27 protein-coding genes are annotated in these 24466 nt (G+C 30.0%); 12 read left to right on the top strand and 15 right to left on the bottom strand.

What is annotated here, in order from left to right; genetic code table 11:
* Nucleotides 1-9 precede the first annotated feature (9 nt).
* From WH52_RS04930 to WH52_RS04900, 7 genes are all read right to left on the bottom strand, one after another.
* Complete coding sequence (locus tag WH52_RS04930; protein WP_086029822.1) at nt 10-1659, bottom strand: glycerol-3-phosphate dehydrogenase/oxidase; 1650 nt, start codon at nt 1657-1659, stop codon at nt 10-12.
* Nucleotides 1660-1721: 62 nt separating this feature from the next.
* Complete coding sequence (locus tag WH52_RS04925; protein WP_086029821.1) at nt 1722-2165, bottom strand: YHS domain-containing (seleno)protein; 444 nt, start codon at nt 2163-2165, stop codon at nt 1722-1724.
* A gap of 4 nt (nt 2166-2169) precedes the next feature.
* Nucleotides 2170-2628 (bottom strand): YHS domain-containing (seleno)protein, encoded by a 459-nt coding sequence (locus WH52_RS04920; protein ID WP_086029820.1) that lies wholly within the window; start codon nt 2626-2628, stop codon nt 2170-2172.
* Nucleotides 2629-2677: 49 nt separating this feature from the next.
* Nucleotides 2678-3856: an alanine racemase gene (locus WH52_RS04915; RefSeq protein WP_086029819.1), complete on the bottom strand. Its 1179-nt coding sequence runs from the start codon at nt 3854-3856 to the stop codon at nt 2678-2680.
* 11 nt (nt 3857-3867) lie between these two features.
* Nucleotides 3868-5166 carry a D-arabinono-1,4-lactone oxidase gene (locus WH52_RS04910; protein WP_086029818.1) on the bottom strand — a complete coding sequence of 433 codons (1299 nt, stop codon included), beginning with the start codon at nt 5164-5166 and terminating at the stop codon, nt 3868-3870.
* Nucleotides 5163-5768: a TetR/AcrR family transcriptional regulator gene (locus tag WH52_RS04905; protein WP_086029817.1), complete on the bottom strand. Its 606-nt coding sequence runs from the start codon at nt 5766-5768 to the stop codon at nt 5163-5165. The genes WH52_RS04910 and WH52_RS04905 overlap by 4 nt, the downstream gene beginning before the upstream one ends.
* Nucleotides 5769-5870: 102 nt before the next feature.
* On the bottom strand, nt 5871-6845 hold the full coding sequence (locus WH52_RS04900; protein ID WP_086029816.1) for a LuxE/PaaK family acyltransferase: 975 nt from the start codon (nt 6843-6845) through the stop codon (nt 5871-5873).
* 76 nt (nt 6846-6921) lie between these two features.
* Here WH52_RS04900 and WH52_RS04895 point away from each other — a divergent pair, with 76 nt between their 5' ends.
* The 6 genes from WH52_RS04895 to WH52_RS04870 all read left to right on the top strand — a co-directional run bounded on the left by WH52_RS04895 (nt 6922) and on the right by WH52_RS04870 (nt 10867).
* Nucleotides 6922-7263, top strand: coding sequence for a DUF4377 domain-containing protein (locus tag WH52_RS04895; RefSeq protein ID WP_086029815.1), 342 nt, complete (start codon nt 6922-6924; stop codon nt 7261-7263).
* Nucleotides 7264-7275: 12 nt separating this feature from the next.
* Nucleotides 7276-7968, top strand: a complete 693-nt coding sequence (locus WH52_RS04890; RefSeq protein WP_143592056.1) for a hypothetical protein — start codon at nt 7276-7278, stop codon at nt 7966-7968.
* A 26-nt stretch (nt 7969-7994) separates the two neighbouring features.
* Nucleotides 7995-8537, top strand: a complete 543-nt coding sequence (locus tag WH52_RS04885; protein ID WP_086029813.1) for an RNA polymerase sigma factor — start codon at nt 7995-7997, stop codon at nt 8535-8537.
* Nucleotides 8538-9872 carry an outer membrane beta-barrel protein gene (locus tag WH52_RS04880; protein WP_086029812.1) on the top strand — a complete coding sequence of 445 codons (1335 nt, stop codon included), beginning with the start codon at nt 8538-8540 and terminating at the stop codon, nt 9870-9872.
* 10 nt (nt 9873-9882) lie between these two features.
* Nucleotides 9883-10281: a hypothetical protein gene (locus tag WH52_RS04875; RefSeq protein ID WP_086029811.1), complete on the top strand. Its 399-nt coding sequence runs from the start codon at nt 9883-9885 to the stop codon at nt 10279-10281.
* Nucleotides 10282-10348: 67 nt separating this feature from the next.
* Nucleotides 10349-10867, top strand: a complete 519-nt coding sequence (locus tag WH52_RS04870) for a hypothetical protein (RefSeq protein WP_086029810.1) — start codon at nt 10349-10351, stop codon at nt 10865-10867.
* A gap of 57 nt (nt 10868-10924) precedes the next feature.
* Here the strand turns inward: WH52_RS04870 and WH52_RS04865 are convergent, their stop codons facing one another.
* Nucleotides 10925-11968 carry an isoaspartyl peptidase/L-asparaginase family protein gene (locus WH52_RS04865; protein WP_086029809.1) on the bottom strand — a complete coding sequence of 348 codons (1044 nt, stop codon included), beginning with the start codon at nt 11966-11968 and terminating at the stop codon, nt 10925-10927.
* A 111-nt stretch (nt 11969-12079) separates the two neighbouring features.
* Here WH52_RS04865 and amaB point away from each other — a divergent pair, with 111 nt between their 5' ends.
* On the top strand, nt 12080-13621 hold the full coding sequence (amaB, locus tag WH52_RS04860; protein WP_086029808.1) for an L-piperidine-6-carboxylate dehydrogenase: 1542 nt from the start codon (nt 12080-12082) through the stop codon (nt 13619-13621).
* Nucleotides 13622-13697: 76 nt separating this feature from the next.
* Here the strand turns inward: amaB and WH52_RS04855 are convergent, their stop codons facing one another.
* On the bottom strand, nt 13698-14081 hold the full coding sequence (locus WH52_RS04855) for an ankyrin repeat domain-containing protein (RefSeq protein ID WP_086029807.1): 384 nt from the start codon (nt 14079-14081) through the stop codon (nt 13698-13700).
* A 183-nt stretch (nt 14082-14264) separates the two neighbouring features.
* Between WH52_RS04855 and WH52_RS04850 the strand changes: the two genes are divergently transcribed.
* On the top strand, nt 14265-15194 hold the full coding sequence (locus tag WH52_RS04850; RefSeq protein WP_086029806.1) for an OmpA family protein: 930 nt from the start codon (nt 14265-14267) through the stop codon (nt 15192-15194).
* A gap of 22 nt (nt 15195-15216) precedes the next feature.
* Nucleotides 15217-15780: a hypothetical protein gene (locus WH52_RS04845; protein ID WP_086029805.1), complete on the top strand. Its 564-nt coding sequence runs from the start codon at nt 15217-15219 to the stop codon at nt 15778-15780.
* A 54-nt stretch (nt 15781-15834) separates the two neighbouring features.
* Here WH52_RS04845 and WH52_RS04840 read toward each other — a convergent pair whose 3' ends face one another.
* Genes WH52_RS04840 through WH52_RS04830 form a run of 3 tightly spaced genes read right to left on the bottom strand, consistent with a single transcriptional unit; the run spans nt 15835 to nt 17981 of the window.
* Nucleotides 15835-16956, bottom strand: coding sequence for a hypothetical protein (locus WH52_RS04840; RefSeq protein ID WP_086029804.1), 1122 nt, complete (start codon nt 16954-16956; stop codon nt 15835-15837).
* Complete coding sequence (locus tag WH52_RS04835; RefSeq protein ID WP_086029803.1) at nt 16937-17452, bottom strand: hypothetical protein; 516 nt, start codon at nt 17450-17452, stop codon at nt 16937-16939. The genes WH52_RS04840 and WH52_RS04835 overlap by 20 nt, the downstream gene beginning before the upstream one ends.
* Complete coding sequence (locus WH52_RS04830; RefSeq protein ID WP_086029802.1) at nt 17436-17981, bottom strand: RNA polymerase sigma factor; 546 nt, start codon at nt 17979-17981, stop codon at nt 17436-17438. The genes WH52_RS04835 and WH52_RS04830 overlap by 17 nt, the downstream gene beginning before the upstream one ends.
* Nucleotides 17982-18083: 102 nt before the next feature.
* Here WH52_RS04830 and WH52_RS04825 point away from each other — a divergent pair, with 102 nt between their 5' ends.
* The 3 genes from WH52_RS04825 (at nt 18084) to WH52_RS04815 (ending at nt 21428) form a co-directional block, all read left to right on the top strand.
* The gene (locus tag WH52_RS04825; RefSeq protein WP_086029801.1) at nt 18084-19457 is read left to right on the top strand and encodes a DUF1800 domain-containing protein; all 1374 of its coding nucleotides are present in this window, start codon (nt 18084-18086) and stop codon (nt 19455-19457) included.
* 12 nt (nt 19458-19469) lie between these two features.
* Nucleotides 19470-20660 (top strand): DUF1501 domain-containing protein, encoded by a 1191-nt coding sequence (locus WH52_RS04820; protein WP_086029800.1) that lies wholly within the window; start codon nt 19470-19472, stop codon nt 20658-20660.
* Nucleotides 20661-20756: 96 nt separating this feature from the next.
* Nucleotides 20757-21428: a DUF6794 domain-containing protein gene (locus WH52_RS04815; RefSeq protein ID WP_086029799.1), complete on the top strand. Its 672-nt coding sequence runs from the start codon at nt 20757-20759 to the stop codon at nt 21426-21428.
* A gap of 149 nt (nt 21429-21577) precedes the next feature.
* Here WH52_RS04815 and WH52_RS04810 read toward each other — a convergent pair whose 3' ends face one another.
* The 3 genes from WH52_RS04810 to WH52_RS04800 are packed head-to-tail and all read right to left on the bottom strand — an operon-like array spanning nt 21578 to nt 24333.
* A complete protein-coding gene (locus WH52_RS04810; RefSeq protein ID WP_086029798.1) occupies nt 21578-22717 on the bottom strand; it encodes an ATP-binding protein in 1140 nt (379 codons plus the stop codon).
* Nucleotide 22718: 1 nt separating this feature from the next.
* On the bottom strand, nt 22719-23585 hold the full coding sequence (locus WH52_RS04805; protein WP_086029797.1) for an aldo/keto reductase: 867 nt from the start codon (nt 23583-23585) through the stop codon (nt 22719-22721).
* On the bottom strand, nt 23578-24333 hold the full coding sequence (locus WH52_RS04800; protein ID WP_086029796.1) for an SDR family NAD(P)-dependent oxidoreductase: 756 nt from the start codon (nt 24331-24333) through the stop codon (nt 23578-23580). Before WH52_RS04800 ends, WH52_RS04805 begins: the two co-directional genes overlap by 8 nt.
* Nucleotides 24334-24466 lie beyond the last annotated feature (133 nt).

Below are 24466 nucleotides of genomic sequence, written 5' to 3'. Positions count from 1 at the left end.
ACAATCTCTTTATTTTTTAAAAGCTATTGCAAAAGCAATTTTTTCGTTGAGTTCTTTATTTAGACTAGCTGTTTTTTCATCACTTAAATTAAAATGATTTTTAAATTCTGAAACCACAAAATCTTTATGAGCATCTACACTTGGTTTATCAAAGAATAAACGTCCTGTACGTCTCATAAAAAAGTCGGTTGGAGTACAAGTCATTTCATGTCGAATGGTAAACCAAACTTCAGCTTTTAATAAACGCTCTTCAATATTTTCAAGAGCTAATTCATCAAACTTGTCTAAAATAATATCGGTTTGTTTTCCATAGTTATGTACTAAATAACTAGCATCTTTTTTAGATAAACCAAAAGGTTGGATTCGCTTATAAACTTGGTTACTATATAAATTTACTGATTTATAATTCTGAAAAGGACCACCGCTTAGTATAATATCTTCTGTTTGAATTGGATCAAAATCAGTTTCAAATCGACGTTTCATTTTCTTAGCTACGATATCAACAATTCTTTCCGCCATTTTTCGGTATCCAGTTAATTTACCTCCAGCAATAGAAATTAGTTTAGTATCAGAAACAAAAATTTCATCTTTCCTAGACAATTCTGAAGCCGATTTACCTTCTTCATGAATTAAAGGACGCAAACCAGCCCAAGAAGATTCAATATCTTCTAAAGTAAGTGTAATATCAGGAAACATATTATTTACCGCTTCAATTAAATATAAAGCATCTACAACAGTAGTTTCCACATTGTTTTTATCTTGTTGATAGTTGGTATCTGTAGTTCCAAAATAAGTTACTTTTCCACGAGGAATAGCAAACATCATTCGTCCATCAGGAATATCAAAATAAACTGATTGTTTTACAGGTAATTTTTCATGAGGAACCACCAAATGCACTCCTTTAGTTAAGTGTAAACGTTTTCCTATTTTAGAGTTATTAATTTGACGCAATTCATCTACCCAAGGTCCAGCAGCATTAACCACATATTTAGCCTTGATATTGTAGCTGTTTTTTGTGAATTCATCAGTAACCTTTGCTCCAACTATTCGTTTGTTTTCATAAATAAACTCTTCTGCCTTTGTATAGTTGATGATTTGTGCATCGTACTGACTTGCGGTTTTTAATATTTCAATAGTTAAACGAGCATCGTCGGTTCTGTATTCTGCATAATAACCAGCACCGTTTAAAATGTTTTCTGGTAATAAAGGTTCTTTTTCTAATGCTTCGTTTTTATCTAGCATTTTACGCTTATCATCACCTTCAACAGAAGCTAAAACATCATATACTTTTAGTCCGATAGAAGTTAACCAAGAACCATAAGTTCCACCTTCAATAAGCGGTAAAATCATTTTTTCAGGAATCACCAAATGAGGGGCTAATTTATGTACAATAGCACGCTCGGTTCCTACTTCTTTTACTAACCAAAAATCGAATTGTTTTAAGTAACGTAAGCCTCCATGAATTAGTTTCGTTGATTTACTAGAAGTTCCCGAAGCAAAATCATTTTTTTCAACCAAAGCAACTTTCATTCCTCTAGAGGCAGCGTCTAAAGCAATTCCTGCTCCAGTAATTCCTCCACCGATAATCAATATATCGAATTCTGTTTCTTGTAATTCTTGTTGAATATTTGCTCGGTTGAAAAATGAAAAATTGTTCATAGATTAGTTTTTACCTAACAAATGTAAGAATTAAAAAAGCGCTTTAAAAGAAAGCGCTTTGATTATTTATGTTTGATTTTTTGCCAATTTTCATCAGCTTTATGCTTTAGTTTTTTGGGATTTTCTTTTAACCAGAGATCTAAAGTATTGGTTCCCCAAGAATTGTAAAACAAATATAATTTACCATCTCTAATTTCAAAGGTTTTAGGATTTATAGATACTTTTTCACCTTTTAAACCAATAGCATAAGCACAATATCCGCCATATTGAGGAACATATTTTGTCGGATTCTTTTTAAAGGTTTCTAAGTTTTCTGGTGAAGAAAATCTAAACTGAACACCATCGTAAGTTGTTGCCAATTTTTTGTTTCCTTTTACAGCTTTATTATTAAAATAAGCAACTACATCGTAACCATTTGCAACAGCTCCTTTTTTTGTGTTATAATCTATTTTTTGAGCAAAAACACTAGTAGATACTAATAAGAATATTATTAAAAATTGTTTCATCTTACTATTCGCTTTTTTTGTGTTTTAGGATTTCCCAATTTTTATCTCCTTTTTCTTGTCTTTTCTTAACATCTCCTTCTTGCCAATCTCCTAATTTACTGCCAATCCAAGAGCTATAAAACAGATATAATTTACCATCTCTAATTTCATAAACCTCCGCATCTATGTACATTTTCTTTTTCTTTTCGGCAACAGCATATGCACAATAACCACCGTATTGAGGAACGTATTTTGTAGGGTTTTCGTTAAATAAGTTTAAGTTTTCTTGTGAAGAAAATTTAAATTTTGCACCATCATAATTGGCGGTAAACTTCTTTTTTCCTTCAAGAGGTTTTGTATTGTTAAAATAAGAAACGACATCGTAACCTTCGGCTACGTATCCTTTTTTAGTGTTGTAATCAGTTTTTTGTGCGTTCAGAAATACTGAAAAAAATAAAAATGAAAGAAGCGTAAAATATTTCATCGTTTTAAGAATTTTAGTTGTAGTCGATGAAGTTATCAGAAAATTACAACTAATTGTTATTTAATAAATTCCATGAAGCTTGAATTTTTCCATTTCTTATTGGAAGTAGTTCACCAAATTGTAGAAAAACAAACTCACTTTGATGGGGTCGTAAAAAGACAAAATCATCAACATTTAAGGAAGTGTTCTTTGGGATGTTTAACATTGTTTGATTGGTAGAATCACCAAATAAACTGTTTTGTTTTGTTCCTTTTGGGTAATAATAATCGGCTTTCCAAAATCCACCGTAGATAAAAACCGATTTTTTAGAAAACCAGTTTTTAAATCGTTCTAATCCAGGTAAAGTTGTATTCGAAAAAGTTTTTAAAACTGGAGTTGCTATAAAACTTGCAGGTTGATATTGTTTTAACGAAGGAACATCAAACGTAGTTGGTTTTACAAAACACGAACCAGCAGCAATATCATTAATCGGACTTTCAGCCGAATTATGAAGATTTAATGTAGGGCTTCCTGCACCGTTAAAAGTTAGGTTTTTATCCCAAAGTGATGGAAACTTATTACTCACTAAATTCTTACATTCTGTATAAAAGTCGTTGGCTAATTTTAATGCGTTCTTTTGAGATCGAATTATTGAGGGAAGTTTTACAACATGAGGATCGTAACCCATAAAACCTGAAAAAGTTACCCATTTTTGATTGTTTTCAATCAATTGTAATCCTTTTTCTAAGTTTTGTAAAGTTGAAAAACCTCCTCGATGTAAACCAACATCAATTTCAATATTTAATCGTAGTCTTTGATTGAGTTCTTTTGCTAAGTTAATGTACTCTTCAATTCGTTGTTCAGTATCAACTAACCACTGTATTTGCTTGTATGAATTGAATTCGTTGTATTGTTGAGGTAAGTTTTTATAAAAATACTGAGCTGTTTTTATAGGCATGGGCTTTCCTAATAAAACATCAACATTTTCATCTAGTTTGTCTACCAAATCAGTTAAAAAAGGTTGATGAAATACCATTAATTTATTGGTATTTGTCTTTTTCATCAGATAGCTTATCAATTCAAAAGAAGGTAATGATTTTACTACAATTCTAAATTGATGTGACGATTTTTTGTTCTGTAAAAACGTAGCAATGTTCTTATCTATAATATCTAAATCAACCAATAAACATGGAATAGCTCTTTGGTAGTTTTTAAGTTCTTGAGTTAGGTTTTTAAAATAAGAGTTCATAAATCAACGAGTTATATTCCTAATAACTTTTCAATATAAGTGTTTACAAAAACATTGTTAGGATCTTGCTCTTTTCTATGCTCCATAAAGGTTTCGTATTTTGGATACATAACAGCGACATCAACAGATGTTAATGTGTTCATTTTTCCCCAATGTGGTCTTCCATCATAAGCTCTAAATACTTCTTCTAGCGCTTTAAAATATTGCTGATATTCTTTTCCTTTATAAACATGGCAAGCAATATAAGCAGAGTCTCTTCCGTATGCTGGACTCATATAGATATCATCACCTTTTACCCATCGACTTTCAATAGGAAAATGAATATTAAATTTTTTAGAATTTACAAGTTTGGTAATGTCTTTAAATACATCTTGGTAAGCTTCAGTAGGAATATTATATTCCATTTCAGTAAACTTAACCATTCGTTGTGTGGCGTATACTTTATGGCTGTGATATACCTTTTTAACATTGCTAATACTAGCTGCAGTTATATTAGCAACTGTTTTATTTTGAGAAGGAAATACGCGAGCCAATTCGCAAAAAACTTTAAACACATAGTTTTCTAAAACATATTCGGTCCAATAATTAAAAAAATTAACCTTATCGGGTTCAGAATTTTCTACAATGTTAGATGTTTTTGTCCAAGCGGTATCTGTATATGGAATCCAATAAAATTCAAAGTTTCTATTTTCTAAGTTTCGTTGTGGTAGTGTAGCTAAAACATCATTTAGCTTTTCTTTTTTGTTCTGTAGTTTTAATTTATAAGCAGGAACACACTGTATAGTTATTTCGGTAATTATACCTAAGCAACCTAAAGAAACTTGTGCTGCTTTAAAAAGTGATTCATTTTCGGTTTTTGAACATGAAATAATTTCACCTTTACCGTTAATAAATTTTAAAGCAATAAGTTGTGTACTTATAGTACCAAAATTTACTCCTGTTCCGTGTGTTCCTGTACTTATAGTTCCGGCGATAGATTGAACATCTATATCACCTAAATTTTCCATAGCTAGTCCTTCACTAAATAGCAATTCTCCCAATAAGCGTAGTTTGGTTCCTCCTTTAACTGTAGCAATATTTTTTTCTTTATTTACCGAGGTAATTCCTTGATAGTTATCTAAACTTACTAAAACTTCATTAGTAGCGCATAAGGCTGTAAATGAATGCCCAGTACCAATAATTCGTATTTTCTTTTTAGCATTTAAGGCTTTTAAAATAACTTGTTGTATTTCAGTTTCTGAAGATGGATATATAACTACTGAAGGATTCCATTGTACATTTTCTGCCCAATTTTTTTGTGTATGCATCATGTTGTAATTAGGTTTAAGTAAGGGATAACAACGTCATTATATTTTTGAAGTAAAAATTCTTTTGCATTATTTTTTACTGTAGAATGATGAATAGCAATTCCTTCAATTAGAGCAAGTATTTGCTGAACGATTACTGAAACTGGCAATTCAACTGTTATCTCTTTATTTTCAATAGCTTGTTTTACAATATCACTAATTTCATTTTTTAATTGCTGCAGTGTTAATTGTACATGTTCTCTTATTGTATCATCTTCTTCACTTTCAAGCTGAAATAAAAAATATCTTCTAATAGGATAGGTGTTGTTTTCGTCGTCAGTTTCAATAAAATCAATGAGATCTACAAAAAATGAAAATCTATTTTTAATTCTATCAAATAGATTTAACGATTCATCTTCTATAATAAAGTTGTCGTATAGCTTGAAGAAAAACTCATCTAAAGTAGCTAAATATATTTCGTACTTACTCTTAAAATGATGGTAAATAGCACCTTTTGAAAGAGCAGTAGCTTTAATAATATCTGCTAAACTTGTTCTTTGATATCCACTATGTAAGAACAGTTTAAAGGCAGCATGCACTATTTTATCCCTTCCGTTTTGAGGCATTTTTTGTAGTTAATTTCCTCAAATATAGATAAAAAAAACAAAACCGACCAGTTGGTCTGTTTTGTAAAAAATGAAATTAACCTAAAATAGAAAAAGTGATTTTTATAAAACCATTAGGTTACAACCACGAATATCAGAATTGTCGAAACGACCAATAATTTCGAAGCTATTATCCTTATAAACTTTTCCTAAATCTTGTGTAGCAATAAAAGAGCAAGAATTGTAATTAGCCAAGTCAATTACATTAATTCCACCAGATTTTAGGCTAGGTAAAATTGTTAATGCATCTTCTGTATCTCGAGTTAAGATTTTCATCCAAGGAGGACATTCAAAAACTCCATTTCCTTTAGAATACCCTTGACTCAATAATTCGGTCATTCCATATTCTGAATGAATTTTTGAAACACCAAAGCCGTTAGCTAAAATTTTATGTAGTTCGTGTCGAATGAGTTCTTTTCGTCTTCCTTTCATTCCCCCCGTTTCCATAATGATGGTATTTGATAGATTAAATTTATGCTGTTCAACCAAATCTAACAAAGCAAAAGAAACTCCAATTAATAACACTTTTTTTCCTTGAGAATCTAACGTAAGTAATGTTTCAGCTAATTCGTTTAAATTCTTAAGATAAAATCCGCTTTCAGGTTGTTTAGAACGTTTTATTAAATCGTTCACCATATAAATTAACGATGATCCTTTTCGTTCTAAATAATTAGGTAATAATGCAAGCACTACATACTCTTCAATATTTCCATAGAAATGCTCGAATCCTTTTAAATAACTTTCTTCATACCAAGAAAGATCCGTCACAAAATGTTTACTGGTAGCACTTCCCGTAGTACCTGAACTGGTAAAAGTTTCTTGAACTATTTCTTTAGAAGACAAGACTTCTTTTGTTTTAAAAAACTGAATAGGTAAAAACGGAATTTGTTCAATTGAAGTTACATCAGAAGGATGCACATATAACAAATCACAAAACGAACGATATACTCGGTTGTTGTTGAATTGGTGTTTAAAAACCGCTAATGCAGTATTGGTAAACTGCTCTTCGTTTTGGATGTTAAAAACTTGTTTTTTCATAAGGTTTTACAAAAATAAGAGTATTTAACGCAACCTTTTTAATTTTTATACATCTACTTATAAAACCAAAGAAAATATGAAAAGATATATTTTAGTATTTATGAGTATTATTTTATGGAATTGTACATCAAATGATATTGAAAAGAGTGATTCAAAAACTATAATTGTTGCATCAGAAAAAAGAAGTTGTCAAGGAATAACTCAACTAAGTTGTTTTTTAATAAAAGAAAAGGAAAATGATTCTTGGGAGTTCTTTTATAACGAAATAAAAGGGTTTGATTATGAAGAGGGTTTTGAGTACAAACTGTTAGTTTCAGAAAAAGAGATTAACCCAGTACCGGCAGATGCCTCTTCTATAGAAACTACTTTAATAAGAATTATATCAAAAGAAGAAAAAACCTCATCTAATTTACCTTAAAGCCAATATATTATGAAAAATATTTTTACACTTACATTTTTGTTTCTAATGCTTTTTTCTTGTCAAAAAAACGATGAGATTACTATTGATGATTCAAACCTTTTATTAGGTAAATGGTCAGAAGCAACTTATAACGGAGAATCTATTGAGTTTACTAGAGTTAAAGATTTACCTTCGGAAGCATACGGAATTAGTTTTGAAGCAAATGAAACCTTTAAACAAATAACTTCAGGTTTTTGCGGTACGCCTCCTTTAACTTTTTTTACTTCTGAAGGAAAATGGAAATTAGAAAGTTCAATAGTTAAAATAGTTATTAACGATTTTCCAGGAAATTTTAATTGGAGGATTTTATCATTAACAGAACAAAAGCTTATTGTAAAAAGAGAGCTTACAGAACAAGAGAAAGATCATAGAGAATTAATGGAGCTTTTTCACGAAATAGAAACATTAGCTAACAGTATTAGTTGTAATGATTCAAACGATTGGAGTTTTGTTGCTTACGGATCTAAAGCATGTGGTGGACCAAAAGGTTTTATAGCATATTCTAATAAAATAAATACCCAGAAATTTTTAGAAAAAGTAGAGTTATACACACAAAAAGAAAGAGAGTATAATGAAAAATGGGGAATTATTTCTACTTGCGATGTTCAACCAACACCTAAATATATTACCTGCGAAAATGGTAGGGCAGTCTTAAAATATTAAATTATTTTTAAGCAAAACTATTAATTATAGAATTAAAAAAACTCATAGAGCAATGTTGCCAAAATAACATGGAGGCACAAACAAAGGTATATCAGTTATACGCCTCTAAGTTGTTTGGTATTTGTTTAAAATATTCTAAAAATCAACAAGACGCAGAAGATACATTGCAAGACAGTTTTTTAACGATATATCATAAAATTCATCAGTACAATTTCAAAGGTTCTTTTGAAGGGTGGATGAAGCGAATAACTATAAATACAGCAATTCAAAAATATAGAAAGAACAATACTTTACAGATAATAAAAGAAGAAGAAATAGTAGAGGAGGAAATTATTTTAGAGTTAAATGATGACACCATCGGAGTTGATTTTTTATTGAAGTTAATTCAAGAATTACCCGATAGATATCGACTGGTTTTTAACCTTTATGTGTTAGATAATTATTCTCATAAAGAAATAGCTACGATGTTATCAATTTCAGAAGGAACATCAAAATCTAATTTATCGAGAGCAAAAAGTATTTTAAAAGAGAAGATTGAAGTTTATAAACAATTACAACAAGAAGCATAAATGGAAGAAAGAAAAGACATAGAAAGATTGTTTCAAGAAAAGTTTAAAAACTTTGAAGCAGCTCCGAGTCTAGAGGTGTGGAATGCTATTGAAAATAAGCTTCAAAAAAAGAAGAAAAGAAGAGTGTTGCCTATTTGGTGGTTTGCATCAGGTATTGCGGCTTCATTACTTATTGGAATTTTATTATTCAATAAATCTAATATTAAAAACGATGAAGTTTTTGAAGAAAATCCAGTAGTAATTGAAGAGCTAAAAACTGATATTAAAGTATTAGAAAATCCAATAAAAGTTGAAGATTCAATCCAAACAGAAATTGTACTAAATGAAACCAAAAAAGAAGTAAATAAAAAGAATAAATCAGAAAAAGATAGAAAGAGAATTAGTTCAGGTTTGATTGAAAAAAAGATTGCTACTCAAAAACCAAAAGAAAAAAGAGAGGATAAAAGTGAAGGGTTTTTATCTGATCAAAAAAACGCTATGGAAAAGATTTTTTCTAAAGAATTAGAAAAAAAAGATATCAAAACTGTAATTGCTAAAAACAATACTGTTTTAAGTACAAATAAGAAAAAAGATTTTATCGCAGAACTTAAAAAATTGGATAGTACTCAAGTTGTTGTAACTAATAATAAGAAGAAGAAATGGACAGTTACACCAACTGTTGGAGTATTAAATGCAAATTCTTTTTCAAATGCATCTCCTTTAGACCAAAGTTTAGCGGCTAATACATCAGGAAATAATTCGGTTTCTTTTGGTGTTAAAGTCGATTATAAGTTGAATGATAAATGGTCTTTGCAAACAGGGATTTATCAACAAAATGTCGATTTTTCAGCCAATAATTTAGCAGTGGTTTCTAATGTTACTGGTAGTGATTTAAATAATGTGAATTATAGTTCAGACGTTTCTTTTCTCATATCTAACAATGAAACACTTAGTGATGCAGTGGTTTTATCTGGAGCTAATATTGTATCTCATAACGCTACATTGCAGCAAACTTATGGGTATATAGAGGTTCCTATAGAAGTTAAATACACTGTATTGCAAAACGAAAAGTTTAATACGAGATTAATTTCTGGTTTTAGTACGCTATTTTTAAATAAAAATAACTTATCTCTAGAATCTTCAAATACAACTAGAAATGTTGGAAAAGCAACGAATTTAAATTCTGTGAATTTTAGTGGAAACTTCGGATTAGATTTTAATTACTCATTGAATAAAAATTTCAACTTAAATATAAGCCCAATATTCAAAGTACAAATGAATACATTTTCTAATTCTGCAAATGGATTCAGGCCTTATACTATTGGGGTTTACAGCGGCTTATCATATAAATTTTAAATAATAAAAAATGAAAAAAACAATACTAGTATTTTTAATAATTTTGTATGTTTCATGTAGTATAGATGATCCAGATTACAGATACAAACTACTACCCATTCAAGAATCTGAAACTCCACAAAGTTTTAAATTTGGAGAAGTAGATACAATTAAGGTTAAATACACATTACCTAACACTTGTTTTAGTTTTCATAGTTTGTATTACGAGTATAGAGATACAACAAGAATAGTTGCTATTAGAACGCTTGAAAAATTAGAAGAAACCTGTCAAGAAATTAGTGTAGAAAGAGAATTAAAATTTCCAGTTAAAGTAAGCCAAAAAGAAGATTATATTTTTAAATTTTGGAAAGGAAAAGACAGTGACGGAAAAGATATTTTTGAAGAAAAGATAGTTTTAGTTGAAGAGTAAAATACCTAATTTTAGGTATTTATCTTTATGAGTTTTACATGTAGTTTTGAACCATAAAACTATAATTATGAAAACAATTTTACAAAAAACAAAATCAATTTTCGTTTTATTAATGTTAACTGGGTTAATCTTTTCTTGTAGTAGTGATGATGATATAGCTAGTAATGGATTAGAAGGCGTTCCAAAAGGAGAAATAGTACCAGTAGGAGAAAGAAACGAAGCTTTAACGGGGTTTTCTGGTAAAAGTATTAATGGTTCTCAAAAATGGTGGTCTCATGCCATTACAAAAGTTACTGTTACTGGTGGATGTGATGGAGATGTAGAAGTTAAAGAAACAGGTTTTTTTGCCTTCTACAAAGATGGTGGTTTATACGTAAGAACAACCAAAGATGGTACGCCTGTAAAAGGAGGTGAATGGAAATGGGAAGATGATAATAAAGATGCAGTGATAGTAACGGCGAACGGAAATACACAAAAGTTTACTGTTACTTATTTAAATAGCAGTAATGTGGTATATGCGTCTGTTCAAACTCAAGGACCTTGTACAGCAACAACTTATGAGCAATTTAACAATCCATATAATTAAGATTGAAAAGAATTAATCATTAATTAAAAAAGGAGAGTTAACATTAACTCTCCTTTTTTAGTTTTTATAGATTTTAATATCAATTTCTCCTTTATCATTTGCTGAAGCTCTATACATACCAGCAGTATTAAATTCAAAAACCATATTACCATATTTATCAATAGCAATGATTCCTCCTGTACCTCCTAGATCAGTTAGTTTATGTTGAATAACGTCTTTAGCAGCGTCTTTTAAAGATTCATTTTTATATTCCATTTGTGCAGAAATGTCATGAGCTACTTGTGCACGAATAAAATACTCTCCCCAACCAGTAGAAGAAACACCACAAGTTTTGTTATTAGCATACGTACCAGAACCAATAATTGGTGAATCTCCAATTCTGTTCCATCGTTTATTAGTCATTCCGCCTGTTGAAGTTCCTGCAGTAATATTTCCATATTTATCTAATGCAACACAGCCGACAGTTCCAAATTTACTGTCTTTAATATCAACATCATAAAAAGCAGATTTATCATCATGGTCTAATTCTGTTTTTTCTTTTTCTTTAATTTTTTGAAGCGATTTAAACCTACGTTCTGTATAAAAGTAGCTAGGGTCTACAATTTCTAAACCTTGTTCTTTTGCGAATTTTGAAGCTCCATTACTTGATAGTAAAACATGAGGAGAATTTGTCATAACTTTTCTAGCCAAAGCAATAGGGCTTTTTACGTTGGTAACTCCAGCTACAGCCCCGGCATTTAAATCATTTCCAGTCATTATAGAAGCGTCTAATTCATTAGTTTTATTATGAGTAAAAACAGCTCCTTTTCCTGCATTAAATAACGGGCTTTCTTCTAAGACCTGTATAGTTTTTTCTACAGCATCTATACTTTTTCCCCCATCTTTTAAGATGGCATAACCAGTTTTAATAGCTTCTTCAAGTTTGTTTTTATATGCTTTTTCCTTTTCAGGAGTCATATTCTCTTTTAATATAGTTCCAGCCCCACCATGAAGTACAATAGCAAATTCATTTTTTTGTTTGTGTATTGGTTGTTTTTCAGTGTTGGGTTTGCATCCAATTAAAATGAAGAATAGTAAAAGATAAAAAGGAGTTAATTTCATGATATATTTGTTTGAAATTAAACATATAATCAACAATTGTTTAATTTATTTATGTTTAAAATTATTTGTAGTTTTGAATTCCAATTTAAACAACTAAAATTACAATACAAAATGGCAGATTTTGGTATCAAAGAAGCTTTAGCTCAATTAGGCTTAAAAGACATAAATAATGGAACTTCTACAGGTTCTGTAAATTTCTCTAACGGAGAAATTATTGAAAGTTATTCACCAGTTGACGGTAAGTTAATAGGAAAAGTAGTAGCAAGTACAAGAGAAGATTATGATAAGGTGATGGATGCAGCTACTTCTGCTTTTAAATCTTGGAGAGCAGTTCCTGCACCGCAAAGAGGAGAGGTTGTTCGTCAATTTGGAAACAAATTAAGAGAATTAAAAGAGCCTTTAGGTAAGTTAGTTTCTTTTGAAATGGGTAAATCTTATCAAGAAGGTTTAGGTGAGGTTCAAGAAATGATTGATATCTGTGATTTCGCAGTAGGATTATCTCGTCAGTTAAACGGACAAGTAATTCCATCAGAAAGACCAGGTCACGTAATGCGTGAACAATGGCATCCTTTAGGAGTTGTTGGAATTATTTCAGCATTTAACTTCCCAGTAGCTGTTTGGTCATGGAATACAGCTTTAGCTTGGATTTGTGGTAACGTATGTGTATGGAAAGGTTCAGAAAAAGCACCTTTATGCTCAGTAGCATGTCAAAACATTATTGCTGAAGTTTTAAAAGATAACAACTTACCAGAAGGAATTTCTTGTATCGTAAATGGAGATTATAAAGTAGGAGAATATATTACTACTGATACTCGTATTCCTTTAGTATCTGCAACAGGTTCTACAAGAATGGGACGTATTGTTGGAGCTAAAGTAGCAGAACGTTTTGGAAAGTCTTTATTAGAATTAGGAGGAAACAACGCTATTATCATTACTCCAACTGCCGATTTAAAAGTAGTTGTTCCTGGAGCTGTATTTGGTGCTGTTGGTACAGCAGGACAACGTTGTACTTCTACACGTCGTTTAATTATTCACGAATCAGTTTACGATAAAGTAAGAGATGCTATCGTTGGAGCATACGGACAAATTAGAATTGGAAATCCTTTAGATGAAAACAATCACGTTGGGCCATTAATCGATAAAGATGCTGTAAATACATATTTAGCTGCTATTGAAAAAGCAAAAGCTGAAGGAGGTAAAGTATTAGTAGAAGGAGGCGTTTTAGAAGGAGAAGGTTACGAAAGCGGATGTTATGTAAAGCCTGCAATTATTGAAGCTGAAAATCACTTCGAAATTGTTCAACATGAAACATTTGCTCCTATCTTATACTTAATGAAGTATTCTGGAGATGTTGAAAACGCTATTGAGTTACAAAATGGAGTAGCACAAGGATTATCATCATCTATTATGACTGCAGAAATGAAAGAAGCTGAGAAGTTCTTATCATATGCTGGTTCAGATTGTGGTATTGCAAATGTAAATATCGGTACTTCAGGAGCTGAAATTGGTGGAGCATTTGGAGGAGAAAAAGAAACTGGTGGTGGACGTGAGTCTGGTTCAGATTCTTGGAAAGTTTACATGAGAAGACAAACAAATACGGTAAACTATTCTGACGAATTACCTTTAGCACAAGGAATTAAGTTTGATTTATAAGAATTCATTTTTTATATAAAACAAAAGGCTCTAACACAATGTTAGAGCCTTTTTTAATTCAAATAATTTAGAGGGTTTATTTTTTATCTAAAGCAGATTTAATAACCTTATATGTTTCATGAGCTTTAGACATTTTTGCAAATTCTAAAGCAGTATAGCCTCTGTCTGATTTCACTTTAAGTCTAGCTCCTTTTTTTATTAATAATTTAGCTATTTTAACTCTATTGTATCTAGCTGCAAACATTAAAGGAGTTAACCCGGTAGATTTTCTATTAATATTTGTTCCGTTTTCAACCATTGCTTTTACTGCATCATAATTTCCAGAAGTTATTAACTTACAAAAAGTACTAACTTTAGGATATTCGATTGATGTATTTGGTGTTGGTTTGTGTAAATCGGCAGCATTAATTGTTCCAAATGATAATACAATTGCAAATACTGTAAAAATTAATTTTTTCATGGTGTTGAGTTTTAATTTAAGATTAGGTTATGTCTAAAAGACGCCTATTAAAAAGAAACGTTTCATTAAAAATTAAGGCTTAACAGATATTTAATAATTATTCTTAAAAATCTCTAAAAAAAATAATTATAGTATTTGTTATTTTTTTAATACTTTAACAATCAATAATTTAAAAAACTAACCATGAGCAAAAAAGCAAGTTATTTGTTAGGAATCATCCTAACCATTCTTGTCGGTACTTTCCTTTACTACAAGTTTTGTTGTAGTCAATGCCACAAAGAAAAAGAGCATGAAAAAAGCCTAGTAGTTGAAGAAGAAGTAACCGAAATTAAAAATCCCACAACCTTTCCTTTTAGTTTTAAAGATACCAACGGAGATTTATCGTTTTCTGTAGATGAGAGTTTCAATTTTAACAAGTCAGACTACAAAATTTTAGATTCAATTTCATCAAATATTGACGATGGAGTTTTTAAAATCAAAGAATATCTTGATGCTAACGGAAACAAACGTTTTAACATTACTGGTTTTTATACTAGTGATGAGGTAAACAATTCTGCATTTCCAAATTTAGGATTAGCCAGAGCAAATTCAGTAAAAAATTATATGGTTTCAAAAGGAATTCCATCTAAAATGATGAATATTTATGGAGCTTTAAATGATGAGTTAGTCGCTGATGAAAACAATATATTTTTAGGTCCATTTAGTTTTGAAGTATTTACTAGAACAGAAGAAAGTACAGCGGCAGATAAAGCTCTTAAAGTAGCTTGTGAAGCGTTAAAAGAAAATCCGTTAATGTTGAATTTTAAAACAGGAGCAGCATCCATAAATTTAACTTCCGAGCAACGACAAAAATTTGCTGATATAATGCAATGTATAGATAAATTAGGAGCTACAGTAAATGTAGTTGGGCACACAGACAATACTGGGAACCCAGAATCGAACATGCAATTAGGGTTAAAAAGAGCCAATTTCGTTAAAGGTTATTTAGTACAAAACGGAATATTATCAAATAGTATAGAAACTTCCTCAAAAGGACAAACTACACCAATTGCAGACAATAAAACACCAGAAGGAAGAGCAAAAAACAGAAGAATAGAAGTAACAATAAACTAATCAAATAAACACTTTAAGAATTATGAATTTATTAGCAATGAGCATTCCGTGTTGGTTAATACCTTTATTAGTAGGATTAATTTCAGCAATATTAGCATATCTTTTAGGAAGATTGTCTTCAGGAAATAATTCAGACGGAAACATTGATGAATGGAAAGCAAAAGTAGCAAAATTAGAAGCCGACTTAGAAGGGTGTTATGCAACTAAAATGAATTTAGAAACAGATTTGTCAGCAGCTAAATCGAGTTTAGCATCTTCTTTAGCTGGAGCTACAGTAGTAACCTTAATTCCATTTGATGCAGATGCTGCAAAAGCAGTTTTTGGTAAGAAAATTAAAGAAAACGATTTAAAAATTGTGGAAGGAATTGGACCAAAAATAGAAGGGTTATTCCATAATTTTGATATTAAAACTTGGAAAGATTTAGGAGAAGCTTCGGTAGAAAAATGTCAAGAAGTATTGAATAGTGGAGGAGAGCGTTATCGAATTCACAAACCAACCACATGGCCTAAACAAGCTAAATTGGCTTATGAAGGTAAATGGCAAGAGCTTAAAGATTGGCAAGATGAATTAGACGGAGGAAAGTAATTTTTCTTCAAATAAAAAAGAACCTCGCTTTTGCGAGGTTTTTCTTTTCCTTTTTCAGGAATCTTTAAAAGTAATAATAGAATTAATAACATCAAATTTAATATTACCAGCAAAATCTTTTTTCATCTTTCGTTTTACTTTAAGCATAAGGTACTTTTTATCTCCTTTCTTGTTTCCATATTTTGAAGTAATTCCATTTATGATAAAAGAACAAGAATTACCATAAGCTTTTAAAGTATAATCGTTTTTTGGAGGATAAATTTTTAAATTAGAATATTCTCCTTTAAAATTAAAAGTATCGAAATTACTACCAAAATTGTTGAAAATAAATTTACTGTTGTAATCTTTTATATCAGAAAATTTTGTGATTTCGCCAATATTTAACCTTGTGTTTTCTGTAATTAAATTAGAGTTTGATAGTATACCTATTTTAAAACTACTGTTATTTCTTAGAGTTGCTATGGTGCTTTCTAATTCTTTTATAAATCCAGTTCCGTTATGAATAGTGATATTTGAATTTTCTGTTTTTTTAATTTTAATAGAACTATCATTAACAAAAACTTTTGATTGTTTTAAGGTTAAATCATTCATTTTTATATTACAATTATCTGCATTTAGGTAAAAGTTACTTAGTAATTTTCTAGGAACTGAAATGATAAAATCAGGAGAGCTTACTAAAACATTATCTTTTAATGAATAGTCTTTTTTTAGTGTTTTAGTATAGTCTTCAATTCGTTTTTCTTCTGTATTAAAGTAATTTAAAAAATCTTGTTTTGTTTGATATTCTTTATTTAGAGCAATATTACTTTTTACATACTTAGTAAGTATTTTCGAGAGTTCTTTTGTTTTTATTTCACTATTTATGTATTGAATAGTAGTTAAATTGTTTTTAGATTTTATACTTACAAAAAGTTTATTATTACGAGTTTCAATATCGAAATTAAAAAGACTTTTTATAGAATCTTGTTGTTTATGAGTGTAATTTTTAAAATGAATAGAAAAGTTAAAATGAATTTTATCATCTTTAGACTCTATAAACTTTACAGGTATATTTTTTAAATTAAAATCTAAACTTTTTGCAGAAAAACTATTCTTATAAATTGTTGTTTGAGCAAAAGAATTTATAGTTGTTAGTGTGAAAAAAACTAAACAAACTTTATAGAATAATAGTTTCATAGGTGTTATTTTTTTGATTTAATAAATTAATATGTTCTTTAATATCTTTTAATATTTGTAATCTATATTTTAAATTGTTTATTAATTTTTCTAGAATATTTATATTATTTGGATTTTTTGAAAAATCAGCTGAAATCTTAGAGTATTCGTTACTTAATTTATCAAGTCTTACTTTATATTTCGATATTAGTTTTTGATCGTTAGTAAGCTCAATAAACCTATTCCACTCGGTATCTATATTTTGAAGATATTCATCTTCAATTTGCTTTACATGTGTTATTAATTGATGTGTTGGCTCTTGTTTTTCATCGGAATTCCAAAAAAGAAAGAGACTAAAAATTAATAAAACCGAAGCAGCAGCAATAAATTTTGTGAGCTTTCTTTTTGATGAAGAGTTTTTATTTAACTTAATAATAAAGTCATCACGATGATTTTTTGGAAGCTCTTTTTCGTTACTATCTATGTCTTTAAATAATGTTCTAATATCTTGCTTCATGATAAACGTCTTTTAAAAGTTTTTGAAGACCAAGTTTTGCTCTTCTTAAATGAGTTCTTGATGTTTTTATAGGAATTTTTAATATTTCTGATATCTCTGAATGATCGTACCCCTCTAACAGGTATAGTTTTATTACTATTTGGTGTTTTTGTGGAATTTGCTCTATAGCCTTTATTATTTGCTCTTTTGTAATTGTGTTTTTAAAATACCAATCAGAATCATTTTCAATTTCTAATTCTTGATTTTCTAAGGGCACAAATTCTAACTTTTGTTTTCGTAAATGATCTATACATTGATTAATTACAATTCTTTTTAACCAAGCTCCAAAACTTACAGCATCATTATATTTTTCAATTTTAGTAAAAGCGTTTAAAAAACTCTCTTGCATAATATCTTTTGCTTCTTCTGCATCGACATATCTAGAAGCAATAGTAAACATAGCTCCACAATACAAATCGTAAATTTTAAGCTGAGCTTTCTTATTTTCCTTACGACATTGCTTTAACAACAATTTCAGTTCCTTAGTCATTTTTAAAAGTTGATTACACTCATATAAACGTAAAAAGTTTTTTAGGGTTTCAAAAGTGATAAAATAAATTAAACCTTTTTCAGTTTTTCATGTCTAAAAAGTATGAATAGAAGAGAACTACAACATTTATATAATAGAATTGGCTTTGGAATTACGCCAGAAGAGCTTAATAAATTAGAAGGAACTTCTAGAGAAGAAATTGTTGATTCACTTTTTCAAAAATCTAGCTCATATTCTCCGTTAAACATTGATACTTCGTTTCTCGATAATTTAAGTAGAGAAGATTTACGTGATAAAAAGAAACGAAAAGAGTTGATGAAAATAAGCCGTAAAAAGTTGATTGAATTAAACCAAACTTGGATACGAAGATTATTCAATACTCAAGAATTATTACGAGAAAAAATGACACTCTTTTGGGCAAACCATTTTGTGTGTGAAGACAAAAATATACGTTTTATTCAACAGTATAATAACACGTTAAGAAAACATGCTTTAGGAGATTTTAGAGCATTTACAAAAGCTGTATCAAAAGAAGCAGCAATGATTAAATACCTCAACAATAAGCAGAATAAAAAGAAGCAACCTAATGAGAATTTTGCAAGAGAATTAATGGAGTTATTCACTCTTGGGCAAGGAAATTATTCTGAAAACGACATCAAAGAAAGTGCAAGAGCATTTACAGGATACAATCATAATTTTCAAGGAGATTTCAAACTAAGAAAAAAACAACACGATTATGGAGAAAAACAATTCTTAGGACAACAAGGAAATTTTGATGGAGATGATATTATAGATATTATTCTTGAACAAAAGCAATGTGCCCAGTTTATTTGCGAAAAACTGTACAAATATTTTGTAAACGATATACTTCGCAGTAAGCATATAAATGAAATGATCGCTGTGTTCTATCCGAATTATAATATTACTGAATTATTGAGGTTTGTATTCAATTCCAATTGGTTTTATGCAGAAGAAAACATTGGAAGCAAAATTAAATCACCTGTTGAATTGCTAGTAAGCATTCATAAAGTTGTGCCTTATACAATTCAAAAAGAAAAGCAAGGTGTTTTATTGCAGAAGCTTTTAGGACAAATACTACTAAGACCACCAAATGTAGCAGGTTGGAAAGGTGGAAAAACATGGGTTGATAGTAATACAATCGTAACCAGATTACGATTAGCATCTGTCTTATTAAACAATGCTGAAATTAGTTATTCAGAAAAAGGAGATTTAGAAGAGAACATCAGAGATTTTAGTAGTAAACGATTACGAAGAAGAACATTTATTAAATCGGAAGCAGATTGGAATTCTTTCGAATCAAACTATAAAAGTCAGTCTAATGAAGAACTTGTACAAATGCTGTTAGTGATCCCAATAAATAAAGGAACTTCAGACTTGTTGACCAACGGAAAGTTTGTCTCTAAAAAAGATTTTTGTGTACAAATATTATCCTTGCCAGAATTTCAATTATGCTAAATATCGAAGAAAATGAACAGAAGAAATTTTATTAAAAGAAGCGGATTAGCTACAGGAGGATTGTTTTTTATTCCTCAGTTTGTAAAAGCATTTGAGCAAAACTTATCGGTATTTAACAACAAGAAACTGGTGATAATTCAACTCAAAGGAGGTAATGACGGATTAAACACTATTGTACCTTTTAGAAACGATATTTACTATCAAAAAAGAAATGGAATTGCCTTAAAAAACAATCAATTAATTGGTTTAACGAAGGAGGCTGGTTTGCATAAAAGTTTAGCTCCTTTACAACAATTTTACGATAAAGGATATTTGAGTATCATTAACAATGTTGGATATCCAAATCCGAATAGATCACACTTTAGATCTACTGATATTTGGCAAACTGCAAGTGATAGTAACGAATATTTACAAAGCGGTTGGGTAGGACGATTTTTAGATACCACAAAATCTAAACCTTATGGAGCTATTGAGGTAGATGAAAGTTTATCTTTGATGTTAAAAGGAAATAAACAAAACGGAATTGCAGTGACCAATCCGAAGTTGTTATATCAATCTTTAAGACAACCTTTTTTCTCAAATGTGTTAGAACATTATAACGATAGTCATTTAAGCGAACATAACTTAGGGTATTTGTACAATACAATGATTGATGCTTCTTCGTCTGCAAAATACATTTACGAAAAAAGTAAAACCACTACTACTAAAGGAGAATATCCTAAAAATGTCTTTGGAAAACAGCTAAAAACCATCGCAGAATTCATCAATTCAGGGTTAGAAACACAAGTATATTATGGAGCTTTAGGCGGATTTGATACACATGCAAATCAAGTAAACAGACAAGCTCGTTTATTGGAGTTGTATGCAGAGAGTATGGAAGTTTTTGTAAAAGACTTAGAACGTACTGGTAAGTTAGATGAGGTGTTAATTGTTACGTTTTCTGAATTTGGTAGAAGAGTGCAACAAAATGCTGCTAAAGGAACCGATCATGGTACAGCTAATAATGTATTTGTAATTGGTAATAAGCTAAAAAAGTCTGGTTTATATAATGAGCTTTCATCTTTAGAAAATTTAGATGCTAATGGCGATTTAAAATACGAAATAGACTTTAGAGAAGTATATGCCACCATTTTAGATAAATGGTTGCAAGTTGATGATGCAGAAATACTAAATAAACAGTTTTCTAAGTTGAGGTTTGTGTAGATTTTATCTTGTTTTTTAGTCTAATTTCTATTATTTTTCGCTAACAGTGGTTATAAGTCATTAAAACGACACATAGCCGAAAACCCATTAGGCACAATGCGAGAAAAACTACTTATAACATTGTTTATTGCATTAGCAATTTTAATTAGTTGCAAAAATTCAACACCCTTAAAATCTGAAAAAGTAATTAACGAAAATTACGTTCCAAAAAATTTAGACGAAGCTCTTACTCAAATTGATTTTAATCTATCTGACTCTCTGAAATTAGAAATTAAGAAAAAATCTGAAAACGATTTCACCTCAGAATCTCATTTCGGACTTGGAATCGGAATGCGAAATAATTGGCGACTATGGAAAGGTTCTGATTTATCAAAATATTTTAATAGCATTGGAATTTACCATCCTGATGATATGTCTGGAATTATTTTAACAAGCTATTATCGAAAACTGACTGGACTTGAAATAAAATTAGACGAACAAATTGCTTATTATAAAGAATATTGGGACGGAGTTGAATTAACACAATTACCTGAAAAAAAAGAACATCCTGAACCAAATCTAGAATTTAGAGTTTCTAGAAATTATGGTAGTTACGCCGAAAATAAAAAATGGGGAACTGTTTATATTCAGACAAATTCTGAAAATGAAAATTTCTGGATTTATGATTACTATTATGGTTGGAAAAAAATAGATTTAGAAACAAAAGAAAAGCTCGAAAATGTGCGAATTCAAGAAACTGAATCTATAATGAATGAAATATTTAGCTAAAAAATACTGTGCCTAACAATGTGTATAATTTATTGCTAGTTAAAGCCTACTTACGAAAGTCCTCAAGGACTTTCTATCTGTGATTTATTTGCTAACTATAGTGCTTAAACATCCAACGAAACCATACAATAGACTGTTAGCGAAGTTCTCTAATTATACTTCACTTTACGTAATACTCGCATCGCTTCTTTGTATTTAATATATGTAGTTTTATTCTCTAAATTTTTAATATATGTTTTTGCTTTTTTTAGCAATTTAGGAGCATCGTTAAATCCGTTGAGATAACAAATTAAATAGGAGGTAGGCAGTTTGTAAACGTCTTCATGCTCAGTTACCGAAAGTGGAATATTCTTCGAGATTTTTTGAACAATACTATTGTTGTTATTGTAAATATGATGGAGAATTTTTTTATCGTATTTAGGTGCTTCAAATAAAAATTCGGTTGCTATATCATGCTTACCGTTGTCTTTAAAATGAATAATGGTTTTTTCTAAAGGATAACGTTTTTCGCTAGAGTCAACACCTAAAGAAATGTATTCAGTAATAATAAAAGACTGTTCGTTGTAAGTGATTTGTACATCGTCTAAAGCCGAAAAAAACAAACGTACTTGTTCATTAATCAACTCAATATCTACACGAGTTAAAAACTCTTCTCCTTGAATCATTTTCTTTTTTCCTGCCCAACAGAGCACGAATTGCTCATTAAATACTTTGTATTGCGGATTGTATTCTGGCTTATGATTATTTAGAAAATCAAAAACACCATCTAGTGTAAGTTTTATGTTATTACTAGCATTTTTTTCAATAGCTTCTACCAATGCTTTATTGGTGTTTTTAAGCTCATAACTTCCTTCAATAGGAATGGAATTACTTCCTCTTCTATAAAAAATAGTACGTTTGGTATACTTCCAAATTCCTTTTAATAAAGAAGTTTGTTGTGGGTTAGCATGAATAGTAACCAATCCTACTACTTTATGCCTTGGTAAGCGTGGAAAAGCTACGTTTTCATATTGAATTTTTGGCGGATTTACCAAATAAGCATTCACCAAATTTTGAATTTTACTATCGTCGTAAAAATCTACTCCAACAATGGTATTGTTCTCATCTTCAATACCAATAACTATGTACGAGTTGTTTTCGGGATTAGAATTAGACAAAGCACAAACGTGTTTTAAAAACTTGGCTTTTCCCTCTCGGGTATCTAACGCCAATTTTTCTTTTTTATCATAAAAACTATTCTCATCATTATGAGATAATAGGTTTTTAATAAGTAAACGTTTGTTAATCATTTTAAGGTACTTTGTGTCCTTGACTAGCAACTAATAAGGCAAACCAATCTTCGGTTTCTAAAACAATGTTTTCTGCTTTTACGGCTTCTCGTATTCGCTCTTTATTTGTAGTTCCAATTACAGGAATTATGTTTGTTGGATGCAGATGCAACCATGCTAATAACAACTGGTTTTCGGTAGCATTATATTTTTTAGTTAAGATACTTAATTCTTGTCGAATACGATTGTTTTTTTCTGAAGATTCTTTGAAATAAGAACCTAACGGACTCCAAGCCATTGGTTGAATTTTATGTAGTTGCATATAGTCTAAATCGCCATTTAATAAAGAGGAATATCGTGTTAAAGAAATTTCGATTTGATTTACAGAAACTCCAGTTTTTTGATTAATTAATTCTGATTGAAGAGGAGTAAAGTTAGATAGCCCAAAGTCTTTTATCTTTCCTGTAGCTTTTAAAGTAAAAACAGCCTCAGCAATTTCATCTGAGTTCATTAACGGACTTGGTCTATGTAATAACAATAAATCTAAATAATCTGTTTGTAAGTTTTTTAATGATTCTTCTACACTCCAAATAATATATTCTTTAGAATAACTGTAATGTTTTACTCTGTTGTTTCTTGTGTTACCAATATATTGAATTCCACATTTAGAAATAAGTTGAATATGTTCTCTGGGAATTTTACTTATTGATAGCGCTTTTCCAAAATCAGCTTCCGTAGTATAATCGCCATAAATGTCGGCATGATCAAAAGTAGTAATACCACTTTCTAAACAAGAATTTAGCAGGTTAATCATTTCTGAAGTATTTAAGGATTTTCCCCAAACTCCCCAAGTCATACAGCCTGCTATTGTTTTTGAAAACTTAGTCATTTTTATGCAAAATTGTAGCACTTGCTTGTGCTGTTGGATACACAATTAAATCTTCGATATTTACATGATACGGACGCGTAACCACAAAATGAATGATATCGGCAATATCTTCAGCTTGTAAAGCTTTATATCCTTTGTAAACATTCTTTGCACGTTCTGTATCTCCTTTAAAACGAACTTCAGAAAATTCGGTTTCTACGGCTCCAGGATGAATTCCAGATACGCGAATGTTGTGTTTGTTTAAATCAATTCTCATTGACTTATTTAAAGCATTTACAGCGTGTTTTGATGCACAATAAACATTTCCGTTTGGATATACTTCTTTTCCTGCAATAGAGCCAATATTTACTATGAATCCGCTGTTTTGATCAATCATTTTAGGAATGATAGCTTTCGAAACATATAAAAGACCTTTTACATTAATATCTATCATTGCATCCCAATCGTCTAAACTACCTGTTTGAATTGGGCTTAACCCATGTGCATTACCTGCATTGTTTATTAAAATATCAATATGCTTAAAGTCTTCAGGTAAGCTGTTTATGGCATTTGTTACTTGAGTGTTATCACGAACATCAAAATAAAGTGTAGTTACATCGGTAGTTTTACTAAGAGTATTTTGTAGTTGTTGTAAACGTTCTGTTCTTCTTCCGCAAAGAATTAATCGAATATTATTTTTTGCAAAAAGTTCTGCAGTAGCTTTTCCTATACCAGAAGTTGCACCTGTAATAAGAGCTGTTGGGTTCATTAAAAATGTTTTGGTTAAAGGTAGGTTTTTAAACAAACAAATAAAACTGTTAAATATAGAATTAACGTAGTTTTTATATATGGAAAAACCGCTCCTTGTGAGAGCGGTTCCTTTAATTGGTTATTAAAATAAC

The sequence above is a fragment of the Tenacibaculum holothuriorum genome, from assembly GCF_002120225.1.
Classification (GTDB): Bacteria; Bacteroidota; Bacteroidia; order Flavobacteriales; family Flavobacteriaceae; genus Polaribacter; species Polaribacter holothuriorum.
This window is presented reverse-complemented; position numbering and strand designations above follow the sequence as displayed.

Excerpts from the sequence above, each read along its gene's own strand:
- WH52_RS04930 (WP_086029822.1), bottom strand. The coding sequence starts at position 1,659 with ATGAACAATTTTTCATTTTTCAACCGAGCAAATATTCAACAAGAATTA.
- WH52_RS04925 (WP_086029821.1), bottom strand. The coding sequence starts at position 2,165 with ATGAAACAATTTTTAATAATATTCTTATTAGTATCTACTAGTGTTTTT.
- WH52_RS04920 (WP_086029820.1), bottom strand. The coding sequence starts at position 2,628 with ATGAAATATTTTACGCTTCTTTCATTTTTATTTTTTTCAGTATTTCTG.
- WH52_RS04915 (WP_086029819.1), bottom strand. The coding sequence starts at position 3,856 with ATGAACTCTTATTTTAAAAACCTAACTCAAGAACTTAAAAACTACCAA.
- WH52_RS04910 (WP_086029818.1), bottom strand. The coding sequence starts at position 5,166 with ATGATGCATACACAAAAAAATTGGGCAGAAAATGTACAATGGAATCCT.
- WH52_RS04905 (WP_086029817.1), bottom strand. The coding sequence starts at position 5,768 with ATGCCTCAAAACGGAAGGGATAAAATAGTGCATGCTGCCTTTAAACTG.
- WH52_RS04900 (WP_086029816.1), bottom strand. The coding sequence starts at position 6,845 with ATGAAAAAACAAGTTTTTAACATCCAAAACGAAGAGCAGTTTACCAAT.
- WH52_RS04895 (WP_086029815.1), top strand. The coding sequence starts at position 6,922 with ATGAAAAGATATATTTTAGTATTTATGAGTATTATTTTATGGAATTGT.
- WH52_RS04890 (WP_143592056.1), top strand. The coding sequence starts at position 7,276 with ATGAAAAATATTTTTACACTTACATTTTTGTTTCTAATGCTTTTTTCT.
- WH52_RS04880 (WP_086029812.1), top strand. The coding sequence starts at position 8,538 with ATGGAAGAAAGAAAAGACATAGAAAGATTGTTTCAAGAAAAGTTTAAA.
- WH52_RS04875 (WP_086029811.1), top strand. The coding sequence starts at position 9,883 with ATGAAAAAAACAATACTAGTATTTTTAATAATTTTGTATGTTTCATGT.
- WH52_RS04870 (WP_086029810.1), top strand. The coding sequence starts at position 10,349 with ATGAAAACAATTTTACAAAAAACAAAATCAATTTTCGTTTTATTAATG.
- WH52_RS04865 (WP_086029809.1), bottom strand. The coding sequence starts at position 11,968 with ATGAAATTAACTCCTTTTTATCTTTTACTATTCTTCATTTTAATTGGA.
- amaB (WP_086029808.1), top strand. The coding sequence starts at position 12,080 with ATGGCAGATTTTGGTATCAAAGAAGCTTTAGCTCAATTAGGCTTAAAA.
- WH52_RS04855 (WP_086029807.1), bottom strand. The coding sequence starts at position 14,081 with ATGAAAAAATTAATTTTTACAGTATTTGCAATTGTATTATCATTTGGA.
- WH52_RS04850 (WP_086029806.1), top strand. The coding sequence starts at position 14,265 with ATGAGCAAAAAAGCAAGTTATTTGTTAGGAATCATCCTAACCATTCTT.
- WH52_RS04845 (WP_086029805.1), top strand. The coding sequence starts at position 15,217 with ATGAATTTATTAGCAATGAGCATTCCGTGTTGGTTAATACCTTTATTA.
- WH52_RS04840 (WP_086029804.1), bottom strand. The coding sequence starts at position 16,956 with ATGAAACTATTATTCTATAAAGTTTGTTTAGTTTTTTTCACACTAACA.
- WH52_RS04835 (WP_086029803.1), bottom strand. The coding sequence starts at position 17,452 with ATGAAGCAAGATATTAGAACATTATTTAAAGACATAGATAGTAACGAA.
- WH52_RS04830 (WP_086029802.1), bottom strand. The coding sequence starts at position 17,981 with ATGACTAAGGAACTGAAATTGTTGTTAAAGCAATGTCGTAAGGAAAAT.
- WH52_RS04825 (WP_086029801.1), top strand. The coding sequence starts at position 18,084 with ATGAATAGAAGAGAACTACAACATTTATATAATAGAATTGGCTTTGGA.
- WH52_RS04820 (WP_086029800.1), top strand. The coding sequence starts at position 19,470 with ATGAACAGAAGAAATTTTATTAAAAGAAGCGGATTAGCTACAGGAGGA.
- WH52_RS04815 (WP_086029799.1), top strand. The coding sequence starts at position 20,757 with ATGCGAGAAAAACTACTTATAACATTGTTTATTGCATTAGCAATTTTA.
- WH52_RS04810 (WP_086029798.1), bottom strand. The coding sequence starts at position 22,717 with ATGATTAACAAACGTTTACTTATTAAAAACCTATTATCTCATAATGAT.
- WH52_RS04805 (WP_086029797.1), bottom strand. The coding sequence starts at position 23,585 with ATGACTAAGTTTTCAAAAACAATAGCAGGCTGTATGACTTGGGGAGTT.
- WH52_RS04800 (WP_086029796.1), bottom strand. The coding sequence starts at position 24,333 with ATGAACCCAACAGCTCTTATTACAGGTGCAACTTCTGGTATAGGAAAA.